Raw genomic sequence first — 20,293 nt, 5'->3', positions numbered from 1 at the left:
GGGGAGTGCCGATCCCCCCTTGATCCCCCCTTGATAAGGGGAGTGCCGATCCCCCCTGCCCCCCTTAATAAGGGGAGTGTCTGACAACTTTTAACACCTACCTACTTAAGAGATAATATTCCTGGCAAGGTTTGGGGAAAAATCTCAAAATGTTGCGCCTCTCGTCCGTTAAGTTACTAATCTTTTCGGCTCTTCGGGATTTGTTATGTAAATAATTAACTTCAAATAAAATTCGATGAAAGTGCCTACGCCTAAAAGTAGCTGAAATCCGTATAAATTGGCACGATCACGGATACTTCGGGCAAGAACTGTAAGGTAGTTGACATCGTTGGAGTCCAATAAACGGGCGACGGTTGAACTATTCCCTACAATACTACTATAATTAATAGCAACAAAAAGCAAGTCTATTGTCACTTATTTTAGACCAACGATGAAAAGTTTCTTCCGAAAATTATTTTTCTATGCGGGTATTCTCCGGCTCTCACCCTTAATCATTGCTTTTCAGGTAGCTAATAATCGAGAACTTATCTTAGGTGATGTGCGGCGTTGGGTAGAGTTATTAGGCTGGGAAAAAAGAGCAGATTGGTTACAATTCTTAGCTCTGTGTCTGGAGGCAAAAGAATTTAGAAATTTATATTATTGTCGTCTTTTTCAAGGTGGTTCATTCAGCCGTTTTTTAATGTATATTCTTAGGTTTTTCTATCGCGAAAGTTCCTACTTATTTCTAGATTCTTCCTGTTCGATTGGCAAAGGATTATTTATTCAACACGGTTTTAGTACGATTGTTATGGCGGATTTGGGCGATAACTGTTGGATTAATCAACAGGTAACAATTGGCTATAAAGATAAAAGCGGTCGCCCCAAAATTGGCAATAATGTCAGGATTACCGCCGGCGCTAAAGTCTTAGGAAACATTACCATCGGTGATAATGTCACCGTGGGCGCAAATGCAGTGGTAGTCAAGGATGTTCCACCTAATTGTGTGGTGGTGGGTATTCCCGCTCGTATTATTAAACGGGACGGCGTTAAAGTAGATGAAAAATTATAAACGCTGACTTAAAATATACTCGGCAATTGCCAGATCTCCGGGGGTAGTAATTTTTAAGTTAGTTTCTTCACCGACGACAATTTTGACGGGAAAACCACATTTTTCTAATAAGGCAGCATCGTCGGTGACTTCCCAAGCTAATTTTCGGCCCTGTTCATGACATTCTTTTAATAATTTTACCTGAAAACCCTGGGGCGTTTGGGCTGCCCACAACCGCGAGCGATCCGGTGTATCCTCAATCCAGCCCTTGCTATCGACAATTTTAATCGTATCTTTCACCGGAATGGCCGCTATGAAACCCAGACAAGTGGCTAAAGCAGCGGCACAGCGATCGAATAATTCGGGAGTGGCTAAACAGCGCGCCCCATCGTGAATTAAAACCGTCTCAGCCCCCTCTGGTAGGGCTTGTAAGCCATTGTAAACCGATTTTTGTCTGGTTTCACCTCCTTGGATGATTTGCACGGGTTTAAGGGCATTTATAGGGGTGATAATTTCTCGGATCTCCTCAAAGTCTTCCGGTTGTGCCATGATGCCAATCCAGATAATTGCCCTCGATTCCATGGCAGCCAGCAAAGTCCAAGCGAGGAGCGGTTTTCCGTGCAGGGTGAGCAGTAACTTATTGCGATCGCTGCCCATCCGTTTACCCATTCCCGCTGCTGGAATTAACAAATACATATTTTTTTCAGGTAAAAAGTTAAAAAGATTCAGGAAAGAGACTTCAGTGGACAGAAGTGGGGAGCTTTTTGGTTGTTAAGTAAGTGATTTCAATATATCCCCCCTTAATCCCCCCTTGATAAGGGGGGTGCCGATCCCCCCTTGATCCCCCCTTGATAAGGGGGGTGCCGATCCCCCCTTAATCCCCCCTTGATAAGGGGGGTGCCGATGATTGTTAATCGCTTCAATAACCCCAAAACTATGCCTCTTCAGAGAATAAATCGAGGGGAAAGTGACCATAAGTACCGACTAATTGATCATTTTCTGATTGACAAGAAATCAGGACACCGCGATAGGTTCCCGTATAGGAATCGAGATAGGAAGCTTGTCTTTGGGTATTGTATTTAATATACACCGCTCCCGGTTCTGGCTGGTCTTCTGGGAGAGTATTAGGTAGGGGGTATCCTAGGGCTTGTAGATAACTTTTTAGGGCTTTAAATCCCTCTTCACTGTTATCGGCACAGATACCTAAATTAATTGATTCCGAACCTTGGTTAACTAATAAAATTGCCTGTCTTAGAGCTTCTTCTTCTTCGGGGGATTGGGCAATTTTTAGTTGAATACATCCATATTCTTTTAGGAGTTTCAAGGCTTCTTCAATAGACATGAGCGGTTAGATATGCGGGGCTAAAGATAAAAAATAAACTGGTGCTGCTGTCCTTAACGACAAATTCCCAAGGAAAAAAGCCCTAAATCATGGAGATTTGGAGATAGGAAAATTTTGCATTGGTCTTAATCGTAAGCCTGGCAATCCCGATCATATCAGGTTGGGGACAGGAAAATTTATCGGGGTTTTTCGATCGCTCCGGGTTGTGCGGGCATTTCACTCGCTGCTTTTTGATAGCTGAAGTAAACACCTACATCCTGAGGAGAAAAGAGGAGCATTTCTGGTGAGATAGAGTCTCAGCAGCTTCAGTCAACTCCTCCCGTTTCTCTAGGGCTTTTTCTTCGGTTGTTATCAGAGTCTTCCAGTTAAATTTCCGCCACGGCTCTTTCGATTAAACGACGAGCCAGGGTTTGAATGCCGGTATGTTCATAGTAATTGGTGGTCATATCGAGGAATGCGCCAACATATACCAATTTATCGGCAGAAAAGTCGATAAATCCCTGAATTTTGCTCAATAATCCCTGCTGGCTCAAACTGCGCTCGCTGACAAAATTACTCATCCAACCTTTAGTGGAGTCGAAACTTTGACCGATAAAGTCTAATTTTCTGGCAGTATTTCCCCCCGGAATCAATTCTTTAATACTGCCGAAAGTGGAGTTAGATTCTAATTCTTCCGGCCTGAGAATGCTCAGGCTCGATTCCACTTTGCGGATAAAACTGCCCCCCAGAGGGATTAAACCATCCAAACAAACTAACGCCGCCATCCGCATCAAGGATTCGCCGCTATAATCTCCTAGGGAAGCGACGAAATCCCCGATACTATCCCCCGGAATGCCATTAATTTGACAAAAAGCGACTAATTCGGTCACTAATTTCAGGGTTAGATCGATGGTTTGCGCTTTTTCGGGAGCAGGGGTTAATCTTTCGATTAAACCGCCCATGAGGGGAATTTTACCACCGACGGCATTGGCAAGAGAGGCAGTGGCTAGGGCATTATCGGCGCTGTCGATGGTTTGGTAGAGCCAAAGCGCCCGTTGATAGCCCTGGGATTTATCATTAAACAACCAAACGGCTCGATCGCCAATCTGTTGGATCATGCTTTCGTCGGTTTCACCAGTGACTTTGATAATCGTATTTTTAAACCCGACTAGGTTATCCCACTCTCCCGGCACCACATAATCAAGGGTTTTGAGAACTTTGACGGTGAGATTATTAGTCGGTAATTCGTCCACCAGTTCAAAAATTGGCTTACTCACGGATGTCTCCTTACTTTAATTTTGCTAAACCATCTAAATCGAACTTAGCTAACCAAGCTTGGCGATCGCTGGCGGTAAAATCTGGCTCCCGCGATAAAACCTTGACTTGATAGCGATTATTGACTAAAACGGCGGTGGCAGTTGCACCCTGTTCCACAGAGGGAAAACCTTTAATTGTGGTTTGACTGTCTTGGAATTTATTGGCCGCGGCGGGATTATTGCTGATGTCAGATATGGCTAACATGGCCACAACTTTGCCATCTTGCTTCAGTTTTGCCTCAGCAAAGCCTTTTTTCTCTTGGGTATAGACGCGCTCGTATCCTCCCCCAGAAGGCGGGAAAAACCGATTAAAACTGCCGCCCGAGGTGGATTCTTTCACCACTGCCGCCGCCCCGCGAGCGGTACTTTCCTGTTGCGCTTGGTCAAATTGCGAGGGAGCTTTAGCACAGGAAGTTACTAGCAAAAGTGTCGCTAATACCCCTGCTATCAAGATTTTGCCAAATCGAAAGCTCATAGTTCTCTTAATTAAAACTTGCTCATGTTTGTTTGTAGTATATCTCTCGCTTATTGCTGATTATTGTTAAGTTTTTCTAGATGCTGTCACACCAGACCGGGAAAAACAGAAAATCAGCAAAATTCGAGTCAATAACGAAGGCAGGGGGCAGGCCCGATGAAAAAATTTTCACCCCCACAGATGAAAGAGGTTTCTTTCCCTACACCCCACACCCTACACCCCACACCCGTTCGGCTGAGCTCACGGCCGAAGCCCACACCCCACACCCTGCCCCCAGGAAAAACTTCTTCGGTAAACCCTAGCTACAGTCCCGCAATTGCCCCTCGCGCCATAGATGCGATCGCTTGTTCCGTGGCCCGGGGTAGATGATAATATTTACCCCCAGCTTTTAGGGCTAATTCTTTGGCAAAACCAGTGGAGACGAATTTTTTCTCCGTATCGATAACCAGCAGTTTAATGCCTAAAGAGCGAATTTTAGCGGCAATATCGAGCAGTTCTGCCTTAATATCGGGTTTTTCACCCTCCGGAATCGGTTCGCCTAAAGATTTCGCCAAAGGAATATTACTTCTCCCGTCGGTAATCGCCACAATCACCACTTGACCGATATCCCCCGATAAACGGGCATTCATCCCCACATGAACCGCTTGGGTTAAACCGTGGGCTAAAGGGGAACCGCCACCACAGGGCAGGGTTTCCAGACGTTTTTTCGCTAGGGTAATCGATTTGGTCGGTGGCAATAGTACATCTGCTCGCTCACCCCGGAAAGGAATCAGGGCAATCTGGTCGCGATTTTCGTAAGCTTCCGTTAACAGACGCATAACCGCACCTTTGGCCGACTGCATCCGATTCAGGGCCATGGAACCGGAGGCATCGACCACAAAGACAATTAAAGAACCGGCCTTGCGGGCCAGCCGTTTTGAGCGCAGATCCCCTTCTTCTATAATCACATGACGTTCGGGATTCCTCAAGCGACGGGCTTTTTGATAGGGGGCGGCCGCCCGGAGAGTGGCATCGACGGCGACTCTTTTTACCTTGCCCCGGGGTAACATCGGCTTAATATAACGTCCTCTATCTTCCGAGAAAATCAGGTTACGCGCCCCGGATTTCCCCTGACGCTGGGCCATCTGGGCAAAATACAGCACACTGGGATCCAGTAAAACCCCTTCCGGGTCGAAAACAAATTCTTCCGGCAAATTATCCGGCTGTTCCGGCTCTTTTTCTTCCTCTTTCTCCTCCTCTTTTTCTTCCTGTTCCTGCTGGTTTTCGTCTTGGGGCGGTTCCGGTGGTGGCGGTGGTGGTGGTGGCTGTTGTTCCTGTTCCGGGGGTGGTGGCGTAATCAGCGATCGAGGTACAATAACTAATTCGACGGCTCTTTTTAAGTCATCGGCACTGACTAAATCCCGACCTTCTAAAGCGGCGGCGGCCTTGGCTACTCTCACGGCAAAAATCTCGGCGCGATGACCTTCCACCCTACCGCGCACCGCTTCCTCCACTAGATAACTAATTTGTTCGGGTTTAATTTTTACCTCTTTTAACCATTCCCTCGCCAGGATAATTTCGGTTTTTAGATCATCGATTTCTTGGGCATATTGGGCGATAAAAGCGGTGGGAGAAACAGCATACTCGATCGCCTGATTGACGGCGGTGACTCGTTGGTCTAAACTAAGGACACCATCGGCGGAAAGCGCAATGGCAATTCTATCTAATAAATGGGTTCGTAAATCCCCTTCTTCTGGGTTATAAGTAGCGATCAGGAGCGGTTTACAGGGATGTTGAAAACTGATGCCCTCCCGTTCGATTTGGTTACGTCCTTCGCTTAAAACTGTTAGTAATTGGTTAGCAATTTGGTCATCAAGTAGATTAATTTCATCGATGTAGAGAATTCCCCGATGGGCGCTGGCTAATAAACCGGGTTGAAAGACTGGTTCCCCCTGTTTCACCGATTCTTCCACATCGACGGAACCTAATAAACGATCCTCGGTGACTCCTAGGGGAATCTGCACGAAAGGGGCCCGGATAACTTCCGTGGGGACCTCTCCACTGCTATATTCTTCTTTAGTGCGATCGTCCCATTCGTCGGCATTGTTGGGATCACAATTAAAGACATTACCTGCGATAATTTCGATCGGTGGCAGCAGGGAATGTATCGCTCGCGCCATGACTGATTTGGCGGTTCCCCGACGACCGGCAATTACCACACCCCCTAGGGCGGGATCCACAGCGGCTAAGAGTAGGGCTAATTTAATCGCTTCTTGGCCGACAACGGCAGTTAGGGGAAAATTGAGGGTCAGAGTGGGCATAGATCTAGATTCAGGCGGCCAAATTCTAGTGTAAAACAGAAGCTCCCGGGTCCGGCACTTTTCCCTTTTTGATTCCCGAACCCAGATTTTAGCTGCATCTCGATCGAGTTCTTTCTCCCCGAACCGATCGAGAAGTTACTGGGTTAACCTAGGATTAGCTCCTGATAACGGCTGTAGAGAGGACAAAAACATGATAGTGACAATAATCGATCGCCTTACGGAAACCAACCCGCAAATTATGCGAGAATGGCAAGGAAGATTAACCCCGAAAAATATCTCGATCGCCTCAGTAATCTCCCTTGTTGGTCAATTATTAGTTTATTTATACTATCAAAATCTTTTGCCAGTAGGGGCGGGATTTAGTCGTTACTGTACCGCTAATCCCCCCAACAACAACGATTATTATCCCTATAGTGGGCTTAAATACTGTATCCAAGACTTAAATGGTCAATGGATGATTATCTCCCGGTTATGGTGGTTAGATATCTTCACTTTTCTGAGTATTACCGGCATTTTCGCTCTTTTAGTGGTGGGAACCTATCAATTAATCGCCGATCTTTCCGGGGAAGAGCGCCGGGGTACACTTAATTTTATCCGTCTGAGTCCCCAACCCGCCAAAACGATTTTTATCGGCAAAATTTTCGGGGTTCCCATTCTCCTCTATCTCGTCTGTCTTCTCGCTTTACCCTTTCACTTGGGGGCGGGTTTATTAGCAGGTATTCCCCTATCGTTAATTTTAGCCTTCTACGCGGTTCTGATCGCTAGTTGTGCCTTTTTCTATCATGCCGCCCTCAGTTTCGCTTTAGCCACGCCATGGTTAGGAGGATTTCAACCCTGGTTAGGCAGTGCTGCAGTCTTAATCTTTGTGTTTTATAGCACTATTTTTACTTTATCGGGCTATGGTGGTTCCCGTACTCCCTTTGATTGGTTAATTCTCTTTAATCCTAGTTTTGTCCTCCCCTATCTAGTTAAATCTACCTTTCTCCCCCCCGATGCGGTACGCTATCTAGGAATCTCACAAATCTTTGATCTGCGTTGGTACGGTCAATCTCTCTGGCAATCGGTTATAGTGGGTATTAGCTTAATTTTGCTCAATTTTGCCCTCTGCACCTACGGTTTAACCAGAATTCTCCAGCGTCGCTTCCATAATCCCCTCGTTACTCTTGTTAGTAAACCCCAAAGTTACTGGATGATGGGCTGTTTTAGTGCCATTAGCCTGGGTTTTGTCTTCCAAACTCTGCAACCGAGCTATCTTTTCGATAATTTTGTCATTCTTAGCGTTTTTGTGGCGATTTTTGGCTTGTTAATCCTTTTTGCCCTCACTCCCCCCCGTCAAACTATCCAAGATTGGACTCGCTATCGTCATCTGCAAGGAAAAACGGGCATTAGTCTGGGGAAAGCTTTAATCTTTGGCGAAAAAAGTCCTTCTACCCTAGCCATGGCTGTTAACGTCGCTATTGCCATTTTATTCATCCTTCCCGCTATTTTTATCGCCCCTCTCCATCAATATAAACTAGCCACTGCAGCTGGGTTTCTCTTGGCAATGAACATGATTTTAGTCTATGCCGCTATCGCCCAATTATTGATGTTAGCCGGCACAAATAAACGCGCTTTGCTGGCAGCCAGTAGCATCGGCATTTTGATTATTTTCCCCTTCCTCTGTTTCGCTGTATTGAGAGTTAATCCCAGTCAATCTCCGCTTTTATGGTTTTTTACTTTTCTTCCCATTGCCGCTACTAAATACGCTACATTTCCCTCTTTCGCTTTAGCAATCTTCGGTCAGTGGTTGGGTTTAACCCTCGTCGGATGGCAAATTAATCGCCAATTGAATCGCCTTGGTGCCTCGGCAACTAAAGCGTTAATGCCAGGCTAAAAAATACCGATTCACAGGGGAGATTAAATAATATCTCTGCTGACAATTTTCTCCCCTTGAGTGTCGGTTAATTTTTTTTCCCAAAAAAGCTTGACAAAACCCCACGACTTGACAGATAATTGCTTGTAGAATGGGAATCCGTGCCTGCCTGCGAACCCCCTATTTTCAGGTCAAATAAAGCCCAAAAGAATTAACCCCAAAAAGTAGGCTGAGTTAATTTCAGTTCCCAGATGATTCGGAGCATCTTTCAATTTGACAACGCCTATTGTAGGGCTAATTCATGAATTAGCCCTACACATAGTAATTTCAGTTCCCATCTGATTAGGAGCATCTTTCAATTTGACAACGCCACATTTTTACCCTACCACTGATAAACTATCAACAATTAGCGAGGGAGTATAACAGGAACCATTCCATTGATTATCGGCCCCCAAAGCGATTAAATTTTGCAAAGCTGTATAAACATTTCCCGTCACCATTGTATCTTTAACTCGTCCAGTGATTTTTCCCTTTTCTATGCGATAACCCAGATCGATATTGACAGAAAAATCGCCCGAAATATCGGCCCCATGACCTAAAATTTGGTCGATAACTAGGCCTTCATCTATTTGCGAGATTAAATCCGCTAAAGTTCCCTCTCCCGGTGCCACGATTAAATTAACCAAATCCGGCATGGGATAAACCCCTAAACTGGGACGAAAACCGTTTCCAGTCGGAGTAGTTTTTAATAATCTGGCCGTGGTACGATCGCTATAGAATTCTTTAACTCTACCTCCCTCAATTAAAGATAAAAATTTAGTAGGAGTTCCCTCATCATCAAAGGGACAACTATAGGGTTCTTGCTCCGGTTGTTGGGATAAAGTCAACTTTTCTGACATCACCAATTGACCGATTTTATCACTCCAGGGCGAAGACTTTTCTAAGATCTGTTTCCCATTTAAAGCCATCTCCACCGTACCCCATAACAGGGTAACTGCATTAGCGGTCAATAAAATTGGTAATTTTCCCGTGGGACTATCCACATTATTGGCAGCCCATTGTAGTCGCTGCAATAACTGTTTAATTACCGTATCGGGATGAGGTGTACTGCGAGTATATTCCCCATCATAAACCGCGAGAAAATCCTCCCCCCGCACCCATTCAATCCCCAGGTAATAACTCAAAGCTGTATCGGTATATTGACAATATAAACCTTGGGAATTAACCAAACGGGTGATTTCCCGTTCACATTCCCATTCACCACTACAAATAACCTCAGGATAAACTTGGCGAATTTGGCCAATCATTTGATTACCCATCTCGATTAAAGATTCTACCGCCACATCCTGACCAATCGGGTCATAAATTGCCTGTCGTGGCGCCGAAAATTCGATTTCTTCGGGAGCATTGAGATAGGATAAATTTAACGCCGTTTCTACTAAAATTTTCGGTTCCACATCACCATAACCCACCGCTAACCCCGGACAACCCTCGCGCCATAATCTTAAGGCAGTTCCCACAGATTCGGAACTTTCTAGCTGTTTGAGACGATTAGCCTCAAAAAAAACGGGATGGGAAAGGGAGGAAGATTGATAAACTTCGGCTGCCACTGCTCCGGATTTGAGAGCCAGTTCGATGAGTTGTTGCGGATCGATCGTCATGGTGATAGTTTTTGAGATGATAGCTATCTGATTATCGAAAATTTAGGTTTAAAACCCCTTCGTTTCACGACAGCTTTTCTTGATCTCTAATATAGCACTTCAGAACTGCCAATGGCACACCTCCCACAGAAGAAACAAAATAACCAGGAGAGCCAAGAGCATCTTTCCCATCTGATTTAGGATAACCAGCTTGTTTATAAGTAGCTGGTTATAATTAAATTAAAAATGGATTTTAGGTTCGATCCCCTCTGCCCCCCTTGATAAGGGGGGTGCCGATAGGCGGGGGGATCTGAAAGTTTTTAATAAGTAGCTGGTTATAATTAAATTAAAAATGGATTTTAGGTTCGATCCCCCCTGCCCCCCTTGATAAGGGGGGTGCCGATAGGCGGGGGGATCTGAAAGTTTTTAATACCTATCTACTTAAGCATTACAGAAATATAAAGTTTAGTTGTTTATTCGATTATAGCGTTGTACATGGTCAGATTTTTCATGGAATTCAGAATTTTTTAATGATAGCTTTATTAATTAAAAAAGCGGCTGAATATTATCTGCTAAGTAAGTAGGTGTTAAAAATTGTTAGATACCCCACCTTATCAAGGGGGGATTAAGGGGGGATATATCTTCAATTTAATTGAAACCACTTACTTACTCAACGGACTTAGTATAATAATTAAGATAGTCGCCAGATAGATCGAGGAGTCTAGGAAAATGTCTAACGAAACTGTCAGCTATTCCCTAGAATCTGTCCTGACAAGGATTGAGAGTAAAATCGACTCCCTTGAAAAACGGATGAATGACAGATTTGACAAGGTAGATGAGAGATTTGACAAGGTAGAAGACCGGCTAACCAAATTAGAAATCGGACAGGCCGAACTCAAGGCCGAGTTAAAAGGAGATATTAAAGTATTAGACGAGAAAATCGAGGGATTAACGGTACGGGTTGCTTATCAGGAATTTACCAACCGGGGGATTCTCATCGCTTTGGTGGTTGCTGTCTTGGGAGGTGCTGCTAAACTTTTTGGTTTTTTCCCCAATCCCTAGAAGTTACCCTGAGAAACAGTTACTTCCCTTATGACCATAATAAATAGCTGCTCGAAAAACTCAAAAATCTATAGGAGTCTAGGAAAATGTCTAACGAAACTGTCACCTATTCCCTAGAATCGGTCCTGACAAGGATTGAGAGTAAAGGGGACAGCTTATGTGACAGTTGAGGGAGCGGAATGTGGGTTTAAACCTTGTCCGTCAACTATCCATTCCCCTATTCTGGCGTTCCCTGCTTCAAAGTGGGGGACAAAATAGGGTAAGGTAAAAAAGCTGTGCCGATAACCGAGACTATGAGCGTTGAATGGCAATCCGTCAAAACCTACGAGGATATTCTTTACCATAAATGGGGGGGAATCGCCAAAATTACCATCAATCGCCCCCATAAGCGTAATGCCTTCCGTCCGAAGACAGTTTTTGAGCTTTACGACGCTTTCTGTGATGCTCGCGAGGATGCCCGCATTGGGGTGGTACTGCTCACGGGTGTAGGTCCCCACAGCGACGGCAAATATGCTTTTTGTTCTGGCGGCGATCAGACGGTGCGCGGTCAGGCGGGTTATATTGGCGATGATGGCGTACCCCGGCTCAATGTGCTGGATTTACAGAAATTAATTCGCTCCATCCCCAAGGTAGTTATCGCGCTGGTGGCAGGTTATGCGGTCGGGGGCGGTCATGTTTTACACTTGGTTTGTGATTTAACCTTAGCGGCGGATAACGCCGTTTTTGGCCAGACCGGTCCGAAAGTGGGCAGTTTTGACGGCGGTTTTGGCTCTAGCTATCTGGCCCGGGTGGTCGGTCAGAAAAAAGCCCGTGAGATTTGGTTTCTCTGTCGGCAGTATAACGCCCAACAAGCTTTAGCAATGGGTTTGGTTAACCATGTCGTCCCGGTGGAAGAATTAGAGCAGGAAGGGGTTAAATGGTCCCTAGAAATTCTCGAAAAAAGTCCCTTGGCGATTCGCTGCCTGAAATCGGCTTTTAATGCTGATTGTGATGGTCAAGCGGGTTTACAGGAGTTAGCAGGCAATGCCACTTTACTCTACTATATGACCGCCGAAGGAGCCGAAGGTAAACAGGCTTTCCTCGAAAAACGTCCCCCCGATTTTAGTCAATATCCTTGGCTACCCTAATCAGTGATCAGTAAACGGTAATCAGTAATCAGTGAAAAGAAAGCAGAAAACCGCCGTGTAATACTGCTCACTTAATACTCCCTACTCCTACTGATCACTGATAACTGATCACTGATAAGCTATGCTAGTTTAGAGAGAGTAGTTAGGTTCGGTAGCAGCATTGGTTTCAAACAGAAGTGGTTTTTCCCTGATGGCCTTGACTGGGTTGTGTCCGATCTCCTTCTCGAAATGGCTGTGATATTGGGAGACAATCCATGACGATTTACGTTGGTAATCTGGTTTATGAGGTCACGACAGATGACTTGAAAGAGGTATTCGCTGAATACGGCACGGTTAGTCGCGTTTACTTGCCCGTAGATCGGGAAACGGGTAGAATGCGCGGTTTTGGTTTTGTGGAAATGTCCTCCGATGAGGAAGAAGCAAAAGCGATCGAAACTCTTGACGGGGCCGAATGGATGGGACGACAGATGAAAGTCAATAAAGCTCGTCCCAAAGAAGAAGATTCTGGCGGTCGTGGCGGCGGTGATCGCAAAAACTTCGGGCGCCGCGAACGTTAAAGAGATTCTTAGAAAATTCCAGAAGCGGTTATTTTTGATAACCGCTTTCTTATCGATAATTAATAAATCTGCGTTTGTTTTCTAACATCCTAATACCCATTTTAAAGGACGGGTTTTCAGACTCAAAAATTTCGATGAATTTATTCAAGATAAAAATGATCGGGAAAATCGATACGGACATTTCATCGTTTTGACGAAAAAAGGCTAACAGACGCAAAAATCTCGGTTCGTCCATAGATTTTGAGAATGTTATCAGGTAGAATCAAGATTTGATTCGCACCTACTCCTGCCCAGCTTATTTGTTCTGATTTTCCCATCATAATCCAACCGCTGCCATAAACTTTGACAAAAAATGAAGATAGCAATCATCACAGCAACTCCCCAAAATGTCAAGCTCGGAAGTGGTACTTTCGTTGGGAATATCCACCTGACTAACGAGTTACGTTCCCAGGGTCATATAGTTGATGTCTTCTCGCCAACCAAAGCATCGGGTCCGTTAGGCTACATGGCGCATCGCTTTCTTTGGAATTGGCGACTCGATCCCCGTTGCTTTGACCACTATGATGTGGTGGTAGGTTACGATATGGATGGTTACGCCATCAGCGATCGCCTAAAAGTCCCTTTTATCGTTTATATTCACGGTATTATTGCCGATGAAGCCACCTTTGAGCGGGGTTGGGTGCGAACTTCCTTAGAATTGATGGCAAAGGCCGAGAAAGTGAGCGTCCATCGTGCGGATCTGGTCATCTCTACCAGTGAGTATTCCCGTACTAGACTCAAGCAACTTTATCAGTACGATGGCAATATCGAAATTGTTCATTCTCTAATTGATCTTAAAGGGTGGGATGCAGCGGTCGCCTCGGTCAAGTATGAGGAAAGAAACCGCGAGCAGAGGAGGCCGACGGTGTTTTGTGTCGGTGTCCAGTATCCTCGCAAAAATGTTGCTACTTTGATCCGCGCCGCCGCAATTCTCCGCCGTCAAATACCCGATGTAGAGGTACGAATTGCCAGCAAAGGTCCTGAATGGAATAATTTACGCCGTCTAGCACAAGAACTCAATTTAGAGCAAAATGTTACTTTTCTCGGCTATCTTTCCTATCAAGAACTGATCCAAGAATATCTTGATTGTCAAGTTTTTTGTTTACCTAGTCTGCAAGAAGGATTTGGCCTAGTTTTTGCTGAAGCTATGGCCAGTTATAAACCGATTGTCGCCAGTCGTTCCTCCTCGACACCGGAGTTGATTGAAGATGGTGTACAAGGTCTATTAGCCAATCCCTTAGATGCTGAAGATTTAGCCAGTAAATTGGCAGAAGTGCTTCTCAATCCAGAGAAAGCTCGTTCCTTAGGGAAGGCAGGTAGAGCGAAAGTTTCAGAATTTGATGCACCGATTATTGCCCAACGTTTCAGTCAGTTATTAACCAATTTTCTGGAAAAATAGATTAACTTTGACAATAAAAATTTAACCCCTAACGCACAGCATATAAATGGAAAATATCCACGAATGTCGAAGGTAGCAAGTCTCTTTTTTCTAGTTGAATTTTGAAGCCATTATCTGCCAGCATTTGGCTTATTTGCTTTAAGCGTCCCTTTTTATCGTGAATTTCAGCCACTATTTGCTTGATTTTTGGCCAGTCTTTAGCTTCGATGCCTTGAAATACTTCGTATTCTTCTCCTTCCACGTCAATTTTCAGTAAGTCAATGGAGTCAATACCGAGTTCATTAATTACGGAAGATAGAGTTCTTACTTCACAGGCTACTTGTTCTTTTTCTTGGAAAAACTCTTCAAACAAATTTTCTATTTTTTGGGAATTCTGATCGACTTGAATATCTTCTAATTCAGCCAAGGTATCCTCTGGCTTTGTGGTTGAATTAGCAGACATATTGGGATAAAAAGTAAAGATTTTTGCTGGGTTATTCTCTGAACTTAATCCACAGTTAAATAAAACAACATCCTCTAAAGAATGCAAATGAATATTTTTTTGCAAAACCTCAAAAGTTGGCTTGATTGGCTCAAAGGCGAAAACTTTTGCTGTTGGTTCAACTCCCTTGACAAAAATAGAGAATAGACCGATATTGGCTCCAACATCAAAGACCACATCGCCTTCTTTGATGACGATATCATGCCCTTCATATTGCCTTTCAGTAAATATTTCCGAAAAAATGTATTCTGTTTCCTCTTTGCTACTACTGTAGTAACATTCCAATCCATTAGAAAAAGTAATTTTTTTGGCTATCACCGTTGATGTATAGTTGTAATCTTGGACAAAATTATATTAACACCATGAATAGCTCCCCGTCAAGAATGAGGTAACAAGCCCCCTTTTCCGGTGGATAAAAATTATAGTCATTTCAGATAAGTCTGAATAAACTCCAGACCGTTTAAACCCTTATGAACTCTGACATTGATATTCTCAATCTCAATTAGGGTTTACTGAAAAACTTTTTCAGCAGACCCTAATTATGCAAGAGATTTACTCGACCGAATCTAAGACCTAATTGGTTAAGCTAAAAGCTTTGATGTGCCTAGTTTATAACCTTCTTTTTAGGTAGGAGAATTGTCAGATTCTGTCTTTTGCCTGTTGCCTCTTGCCTTCAAAAGCTGATAACTGATCACTGATCCCTGATAACTGAAATGACGGACTTAAGCCACCTTTTTCCGTGACTCAAGGATGGGGTGAATAATTGTCCAGGCCAGGACGATAATTAAAGCCAAGATACCAAAACGAGCCATAGAACTAACTAACTGGTGCAAGGGGAACAAACGGCCTAAAAAGAAAGATAATGTCACCATAATAGTCGCCCACACCGTCGCTCCACCCAGATTACAGAGGAAAAAGCGACCGTAGGGCATTCGGGCAATTCCCGCCATGGGACCGGCAAAGATTCTTAACAAAGCCACGAAACGACCGAAAAAGACCGCCCGGGGTGCATTTTTACTAAATTGATCCTTGGCTAATTCTAGTTTTTGAGGCGGAATCCGAAAGAATTTACCAACTTTTAACAAAAACGGCCAACCTCCAGCGCGACCGAGCCAATAGCCAAAATTATCGCCCAAAACTGCTCCTGTAATTGCGCTGACTAAAACTAACCAATAGTTTAAATCACCGCTACCGGCAAGGAAGCCGCCGACAATGGTGATGGTTTCTCCCGGGATGGGAATCCCCATATTTTCGAGGGTGATGCCGATAAATACTGCCCAGTATCCGTATTGGTGGGCGATTTCTTCAATATTTTCTAGGGATAATAGCTCTAGGGACATGGAGCGCTTTCTTAACAAAGGTTTACGAATATTCTAAGATATTTTTACAGTATTTAACCGTGGCTGAACATGACTTTTCCCAGTATTGATTTATTAGCAATTCGTCAGGGTCAGATAAAAGATTTAGCGGGCATGAATTTGGCAGGGGCTGATTTAGCGGGTGCAGACCTAGCAGGGGCGAATTTACGCGCAAATTTGCGCGGTGCTGACCTCACAGGGGCAAATTTAAGGGGAGCAGATTTTCGTAATGCCGATTTACGCGGGGCAATTCTCCTCGATGCGATCGTCACTGGGGCAAGTTTGGCCGGTGCTTTTTTAGCTGGGGCGGTTTTTAATCATCTAGATTTGTCTGGGGCAGATTTTCGCGGTGTCGATGGCCGGGGAGTGAGTTTTGTTGGGGCGATTTTAACCCACGCGGATTTTACTAGCGCTAATCTGTCCGGGGCAGATCTGTCGGCAACCGATTTAGAGGAAGCAATTTTTTTCGGGGCGATTTTACGCGGAACAAATTTTACTGATGCCAATCTTCTTTGTGCTAATTTAGCCTCGGCAGTAACCACGGGGGCAATTTTCGATCGAGCTTGTTTAGAAGGGACAGGATTAACCTAAATGGCTGATGGATAAGACCTCTTGTAAAAATCAAAAATTGTTGTTAGGGTTGGGAGTCAGTAGCCAGTAGTCAGGAGTCAGGAGAATTAAGAATGAATAATAATCAGTTAAATGGTCTATTTATAGACTTTATGCCATCTAATCCTTATTTCTGCCGTTTTTGAACTCTGAAAAAATTAATTATGCAAGAGGTTTATAAAAGAAGAGGCTCTCCCAGGTTTGGTGGGTAAAATGTATTCTAAGATACAGTCTTGCGGGCGAGGGAGTGGGGCGAACCACAGAGACACAAAGGACACAAAGATCGATCGATCATAGAGTAAGTTAAACTTATCACACAGAACCTAGAAGAGCCAAGAAGATGAGTTTCTAATTAGTTGCTGGAACCTGATCTAGGTTGAAAAATCTTAACCATTTCCCTGTTTATCTGCCTCCATAGCTCCAGCTATTCTGAACCATTTAACCCCTTTGCTGCCCTAAGTCTTCCTCTTGGCCAAATTGATCAAGTTTTTGCCATCCTCGACCAGAAAATTTAGTTTAATTGTCTGGGTAATCAGTGCAGTTATTGAAGAATTTTCCCCAACCAATTAAGCAATCAACCCAGTTCCTTAAGGGAACCTAGAAGAAAAGATTATGCACAAAAATGATAGGATTGATCGATACCTAGCTGCCGTTAATCGCCCTCGATGAGACCTTTACGCCGACTTTACCGCTATTTAAGTTTATTTTGCCTCTGTCTTCTTCTGACCGTGGGCTGTCAGTCCACTAATTCCAATTTACCCCGGGGGGATAGCGATCGCTTGATGATCGGGACAACCCTAAAACCGCGCTCGATCGATCCGGCCGATAGTTATGAGTTAGCGGGACTTTTTATTATTTATAATCTCGGTGAAACTCTCTACACTTACGGGGAAGGAACCACTAATTTAAAGCCTCTCCTAGCCACGGAATTGCCCAAAATTAGCCCCGATGGGTTGACTTATACTATACCAGTACGTCGGGGAGTTATCTTTCATGATGGCACGGTTTTTAACGCAGAGGCGATGAAGTTTTCCCTAGAAAGATTCATCAAAAATGGTGGAGAACCTTCCTTTCTTCTCCGGGATACAATTGATAAAATCACCGCCAGCAAAGAAGACGAAATTACTATTAAATTAACCAGACCTTTTGCCGCTTTTCCCGCTCTTTTAGCTTATCCCGGAGCCTGTGCGGTTTCACCCAAATTTTATCAAATTGGCGAGGGTAAATTCAAACCCGAAGAATTTATTGGCACAGGACATTATCGATTAAAAGCAGTTACCAGCGATTCTTTTAGTTTAGAAGCCTTTGATCGCTATTGGGGAGAACCGGCAAAAAATAAGGGAGTTAATGTGCAAATTTATCTCTCGAATCCTGCCAATTTATTTAACGGTTTTCAAACAGGTGCGGTGGATATTGCCTATCAATCTTTACTGCCTCCTCAAGTGAGAAAATTACGCACAGAAGCAGCCCAGGGAAAATGGCAAGCGATCGAATCTTCTGGGGCAGCAATTAACTTTATGAGCGTCAATCTCAAAAGTGAACCCACCGATAATATTTTAGTGCGACAAGCAATTGCTTCTCTAGTTGATCGAGATTTACTTAATGATCGCATTTTACAAGGTCAAGGCATCCCTCTTTTTAGTCTCATTCCTACTACTTTTTCCGAGTCACAACCGGTGTTTAAAGAGCGCTATGGCAATCATAACATAGAGCAAGCTAAACAATTACTAAAAACCGCCGGTTATAGTCCAGAAAAACCGGCAATTGTAGAAGTTTGGCACTCCTCGGGATCGATTACTTCCAGCAGCGTGGCGGCAGTGATGAAAGCTCTAGCAAAACGGGATTTAGATAATATGATTCAATTTGAACCCAATAGTATCCTAGGCGCGGCCTTTTTCCGTAATATTAGCCGGGGACTTTATACCACTGCTCTATCTAATTGGTATCCCGATTTTTTGGATGCAGATAACTATATTTATCCCTTTTTAGATTGTGCTAAAGGTTCTCCAGAAACCGGCTGCGAAGAAGGCGGATCACAAAGTCAAGGCTCATTTTTTTATAGTCAAGAAATGAATCAATTAATCGCCCAATCCCGTCAGGAAAGTAACCCAGCCAAAAGAAAGCAAATTTTTGGCAAAATTCAAGAAATTCTCGCCGATGAAGTTCCCTATATTCCCCTTTGGCAAACCAAAGAATACGCTTTTGCTCGCCATGGCATCACGGGAGTTATCATCAATCCCAGTCAAACTTTTCCCTTCTGGACAATCGCCAAAAAATCCCGATAATTAATTATGAGTCAGCCGTCAGCTTTTGCTCCCTGCCTCGCCGTGCTGGTAGGGGGGTTTTATCTGTTAAAATTTCTTATCGTCGTGGGGTGAAAACAAGCTGTTCTGGCCTTGCCTCCTGTCTTACAATGGTTAAATATAGGTTGTGTAGATAAGTAGCTGGTTATAATTAAATTAAAAATGGATTTTAGGTTCGATCCCCCCTGCCCCCCTTGATAAGGGGGGTGTCTGACAACTTTTAACGCCTACCTACTTAGATCGCCATGAAACACACATTATCCGTATTAGTTGAAGATGAAGCGGGAGTCTTAACCCGTATTGCTGGATTATTTGCCCGTCGCGGCTTTAATATTGAAAGTCTAGCCGTGGGTCCTGCCGAACAGATGGGAGTTTCTCGCATTACGATGGTAGTACCAGGAGACGAGGACAGCATCGAACAGTTAACCAAACAACTGTACAAATTAATTAACGTCCTCAAGGTGCAGGATATCACCCAAACCCCTTGTGTGGAAAGGGAATTAATGCTAATTAAAGTTAATGCTACCGCCGAGCGCCGAGCAGAAGTGATCGAATTAGCGCAGGTATTCCGGGCCCGGATTGTGGATATTTCCGAGGAAACCCTGACCATCGAAGTGGTGGGGGATCCGGGTAAAATGGTGGCGATTATGCAAATGCTGAATAAATTTGGCATTCGCGAGGTGGCGCGTACCGGTAAAATTGCTCTGATTCGCGAGTCGGGAGTCAATACGGAATACCTCAAAGCTTTAGAGGCTAAAATGTCGATTTAGGGATATTGGGTATCAATTGGGAATTGGGGTGTTAGGGTTTTAGTTGCAATTCCCCACTTCCCCTCTTGCCTCCAGAAGCTGATAACTGATAAAAACTATGTCTAACCAGTCGCCGAAAACCCAAATTAGTCAACTTGTCACCGTTGCCGTGCAGAAACTGCAAGGAAAGGTGAATTTTCAGGCGGTAAATCTCAAAAAAGGGGCGAGAGTTCCCGAATTACGCCTTAAAAACGAGAATGGCAGCGGGGAAAGCAAATATCCCCTTATCGGCGATCGCTATTTGTTAGGCCGCAGTTCCAGTTCCTGTGATATTACTATCCTTAACACTGTGGTGAGTCAGATTCATTGTTCCCTGCAGCGTGACCCGAAAAATCCCCATAATTTCCTACTCACAGATGAAAACTCCACTAACGGGGTTTATATGGGTAAACGTCGTCTGAAAAGCGTTTCCCTGCGTCATGGTGATACCTTTACTTTGGCCCCTCCAGACTTAGCCAATTGTGTCACCATCTCCTATTACTGTCCCCCTCCCCTGTGGGTGCGACTTTTGCGCTATGGTTTCTATGGTGCGGGGGGTATTTTCGGTTTATTAGTTTTAGCGGTTATCTGGGAAAGTCGCAAAGTTAATGTTTATCCACTCCCTTCCGGGGTGAGCGG

Annotated in this window: 19 protein-coding genes and 1 pseudogene; 11 read left to right on the top strand and 9 right to left on the bottom strand. The window is 44.3% G+C overall.

What is annotated here, in order from left to right; translation table 11 throughout:
• Positions 1-430 precede the first annotated feature (430 nt).
• On the top strand, positions 431-1,048 hold the full coding sequence (locus tag ACOCD9_RS19470; RefSeq protein ID WP_419548226.1) for a serine O-acetyltransferase: 618 nt from the start codon (positions 431-433) through the stop codon (positions 1,046-1,048).
• Here ACOCD9_RS19470 and ispD read toward each other — a convergent pair.
• From ispD to bchD, 5 genes are all read right to left on the bottom strand, one after another.
• Positions 1,043-1,723, bottom strand: a complete 681-nt coding sequence (ispD, locus tag ACOCD9_RS19465; protein WP_419548225.1) for a 2-C-methyl-D-erythritol 4-phosphate cytidylyltransferase — start codon at positions 1,721-1,723, stop codon at positions 1,043-1,045. The genes ACOCD9_RS19470 and ispD overlap by 6 nt on opposite strands.
• A 238-nt stretch (positions 1,724-1,961) precedes the next feature.
• Entirely contained in the window at positions 1,962-2,369 is a 408-nt protein-coding gene (locus ACOCD9_RS19460; protein ID WP_287701424.1) for a DUF1824 family protein, read from the bottom strand.
• Between the two features lie 365 nt (positions 2,370-2,734).
• The gene (locus ACOCD9_RS19455; protein ID WP_287701422.1) at positions 2,735-3,625 is read right to left on the bottom strand and encodes a hypothetical protein; all 891 of its coding nucleotides are present in this window, start codon (positions 3,623-3,625) and stop codon (positions 2,735-2,737) included.
• 10 nt (positions 3,626-3,635) lie between these two features.
• Positions 3,636-4,139: a hypothetical protein gene (locus tag ACOCD9_RS19450; RefSeq protein ID WP_419548224.1), complete on the bottom strand. Its 504-nt coding sequence runs from the start codon at positions 4,137-4,139 to the stop codon at positions 3,636-3,638.
• A 302-nt stretch (positions 4,140-4,441) separates the two neighbouring features.
• Positions 4,442-6,439 (bottom strand): magnesium chelatase ATPase subunit D, encoded by a 1,998-nt coding sequence (gene bchD / locus ACOCD9_RS19445; RefSeq protein WP_194017033.1) that lies wholly within the window; start codon positions 6,437-6,439, stop codon positions 4,442-4,444.
• A gap of 190 nt (positions 6,440-6,629) precedes the next feature.
• Here bchD and ACOCD9_RS19440 point away from each other — a divergent pair, with 190 nt between their 5' ends.
• Positions 6,630-8,312, top strand: a complete 1,683-nt coding sequence (locus ACOCD9_RS19440; protein ID WP_419548223.1) for a hypothetical protein — start codon at positions 6,630-6,632, stop codon at positions 8,310-8,312.
• Between the two features lie 356 nt (positions 8,313-8,668).
• On the opposite strand, the gene ACOCD9_RS19435 is transcribed toward ACOCD9_RS19440, so the two are convergent.
• The gene (locus ACOCD9_RS19435) at positions 8,669-9,952 is read right to left on the bottom strand and encodes a TldD/PmbA family protein (RefSeq protein ID WP_419548222.1); all 1,284 of its coding nucleotides are present in this window, start codon (positions 9,950-9,952) and stop codon (positions 8,669-8,671) included.
• A gap of 708 nt (positions 9,953-10,660) precedes the next feature.
• Between ACOCD9_RS19435 and ACOCD9_RS19430 the strand changes: the two genes are divergently transcribed.
• The 4 genes and pseudogenes from ACOCD9_RS19430 (at position 10,661) to ACOCD9_RS19415 (ending at position 12,677) form a co-directional block, all read left to right on the top strand.
• The gene (locus ACOCD9_RS19430) at positions 10,661-10,993 is read left to right on the top strand and encodes a DUF4164 family protein (protein WP_287702669.1); all 333 of its coding nucleotides are present in this window, start codon (positions 10,661-10,663) and stop codon (positions 10,991-10,993) included.
• An 86-nt stretch (positions 10,994-11,079) separates the two neighbouring features.
• Positions 11,080-11,151, top strand: a pseudogene (locus ACOCD9_RS19425) (DUF4164 domain-containing protein); the annotation flags it as partial.
• A 135-nt stretch (positions 11,152-11,286) separates the two neighbouring features.
• Positions 11,287-12,120: a 1,4-dihydroxy-2-naphthoyl-CoA synthase gene (menB, locus tag ACOCD9_RS19420; RefSeq protein WP_287702671.1), complete on the top strand. Its 834-nt coding sequence runs from the start codon at positions 11,287-11,289 to the stop codon at positions 12,118-12,120.
• Between the two features lie 254 nt (positions 12,121-12,374).
• Positions 12,375-12,677, top strand: a complete 303-nt coding sequence (locus ACOCD9_RS19415; RefSeq protein ID WP_061430769.1) for an RNA recognition motif domain-containing protein — start codon at positions 12,375-12,377, stop codon at positions 12,675-12,677.
• Positions 12,678-12,726: 49 nt separating this feature from the next.
• Here ACOCD9_RS19415 and ACOCD9_RS19410 read toward each other — a convergent pair whose 3' ends face one another.
• Complete coding sequence (locus tag ACOCD9_RS19410) at positions 12,727-12,912, bottom strand: hypothetical protein (protein WP_419548221.1); 186 nt, start codon at positions 12,910-12,912, stop codon at positions 12,727-12,729.
• 117 nt (positions 12,913-13,029) lie between these two features.
• On the opposite strand from ACOCD9_RS19410, the gene ACOCD9_RS19405 reads away from it, so the two are divergent.
• Positions 13,030-14,115, top strand: a complete 1,086-nt coding sequence (locus ACOCD9_RS19405; RefSeq protein ID WP_419548220.1) for a glycosyltransferase family 4 protein — start codon at positions 13,030-13,032, stop codon at positions 14,113-14,115.
• A gap of 28 nt (positions 14,116-14,143) precedes the next feature.
• On the opposite strand, the gene ACOCD9_RS19400 is transcribed toward ACOCD9_RS19405, so the two are convergent.
• Positions 14,144-14,914: an FkbM family methyltransferase gene (locus ACOCD9_RS19400; protein WP_287702679.1), complete on the bottom strand. Its 771-nt coding sequence runs from the start codon at positions 14,912-14,914 to the stop codon at positions 14,144-14,146.
• 404 nt (positions 14,915-15,318) lie between these two features.
• Complete coding sequence (locus ACOCD9_RS19395) at positions 15,319-15,936, bottom strand: DedA family protein (protein WP_004161440.1); 618 nt, start codon at positions 15,934-15,936, stop codon at positions 15,319-15,321.
• Positions 15,937-16,005: 69 nt separating this feature from the next.
• Between ACOCD9_RS19395 and ACOCD9_RS19390 the strand changes: the two genes are divergently transcribed.
• The 4 genes from ACOCD9_RS19390 to ACOCD9_RS19375 all read left to right on the top strand — a co-directional run.
• Positions 16,006-16,545 carry a pentapeptide repeat-containing protein gene (locus ACOCD9_RS19390; RefSeq protein ID WP_419548219.1) on the top strand — a complete coding sequence of 180 codons (540 nt, stop codon included), beginning with the start codon at positions 16,006-16,008 and terminating at the stop codon, positions 16,543-16,545.
• A gap of 683 nt (positions 16,546-17,228) precedes the next feature.
• Complete coding sequence (locus ACOCD9_RS19385; protein ID WP_287702681.1) at positions 17,229-18,848, top strand: ABC transporter substrate-binding protein; 1,620 nt, start codon at positions 17,229-17,231, stop codon at positions 18,846-18,848.
• Positions 18,849-19,111: 263 nt separating this feature from the next.
• Positions 19,112-19,636, top strand: a complete 525-nt coding sequence (gene ilvN / locus ACOCD9_RS19380; RefSeq protein ID WP_287702683.1) for an acetolactate synthase small subunit — start codon at positions 19,112-19,114, stop codon at positions 19,634-19,636.
• Between the two features lie 97 nt (positions 19,637-19,733).
• The coding region (locus ACOCD9_RS19375; RefSeq protein ID WP_419548218.1) for an FHA domain-containing protein at positions 19,734-20,293 on the top strand (560 nt) is incomplete at its 3' end.

Source organism: Microcystis sp. (genome assembly GCF_048564745.1).
In the GTDB taxonomy this organism is placed as follows: Bacteria; Cyanobacteriota; Cyanobacteriia; order Cyanobacteriales; family Microcystaceae; genus Microcystis; species Microcystis ichthyoblabe_A.
Note: the sequence above shows the minus strand (reverse complement) of the source record. Positions and strands in the feature narration are given on the sequence as shown.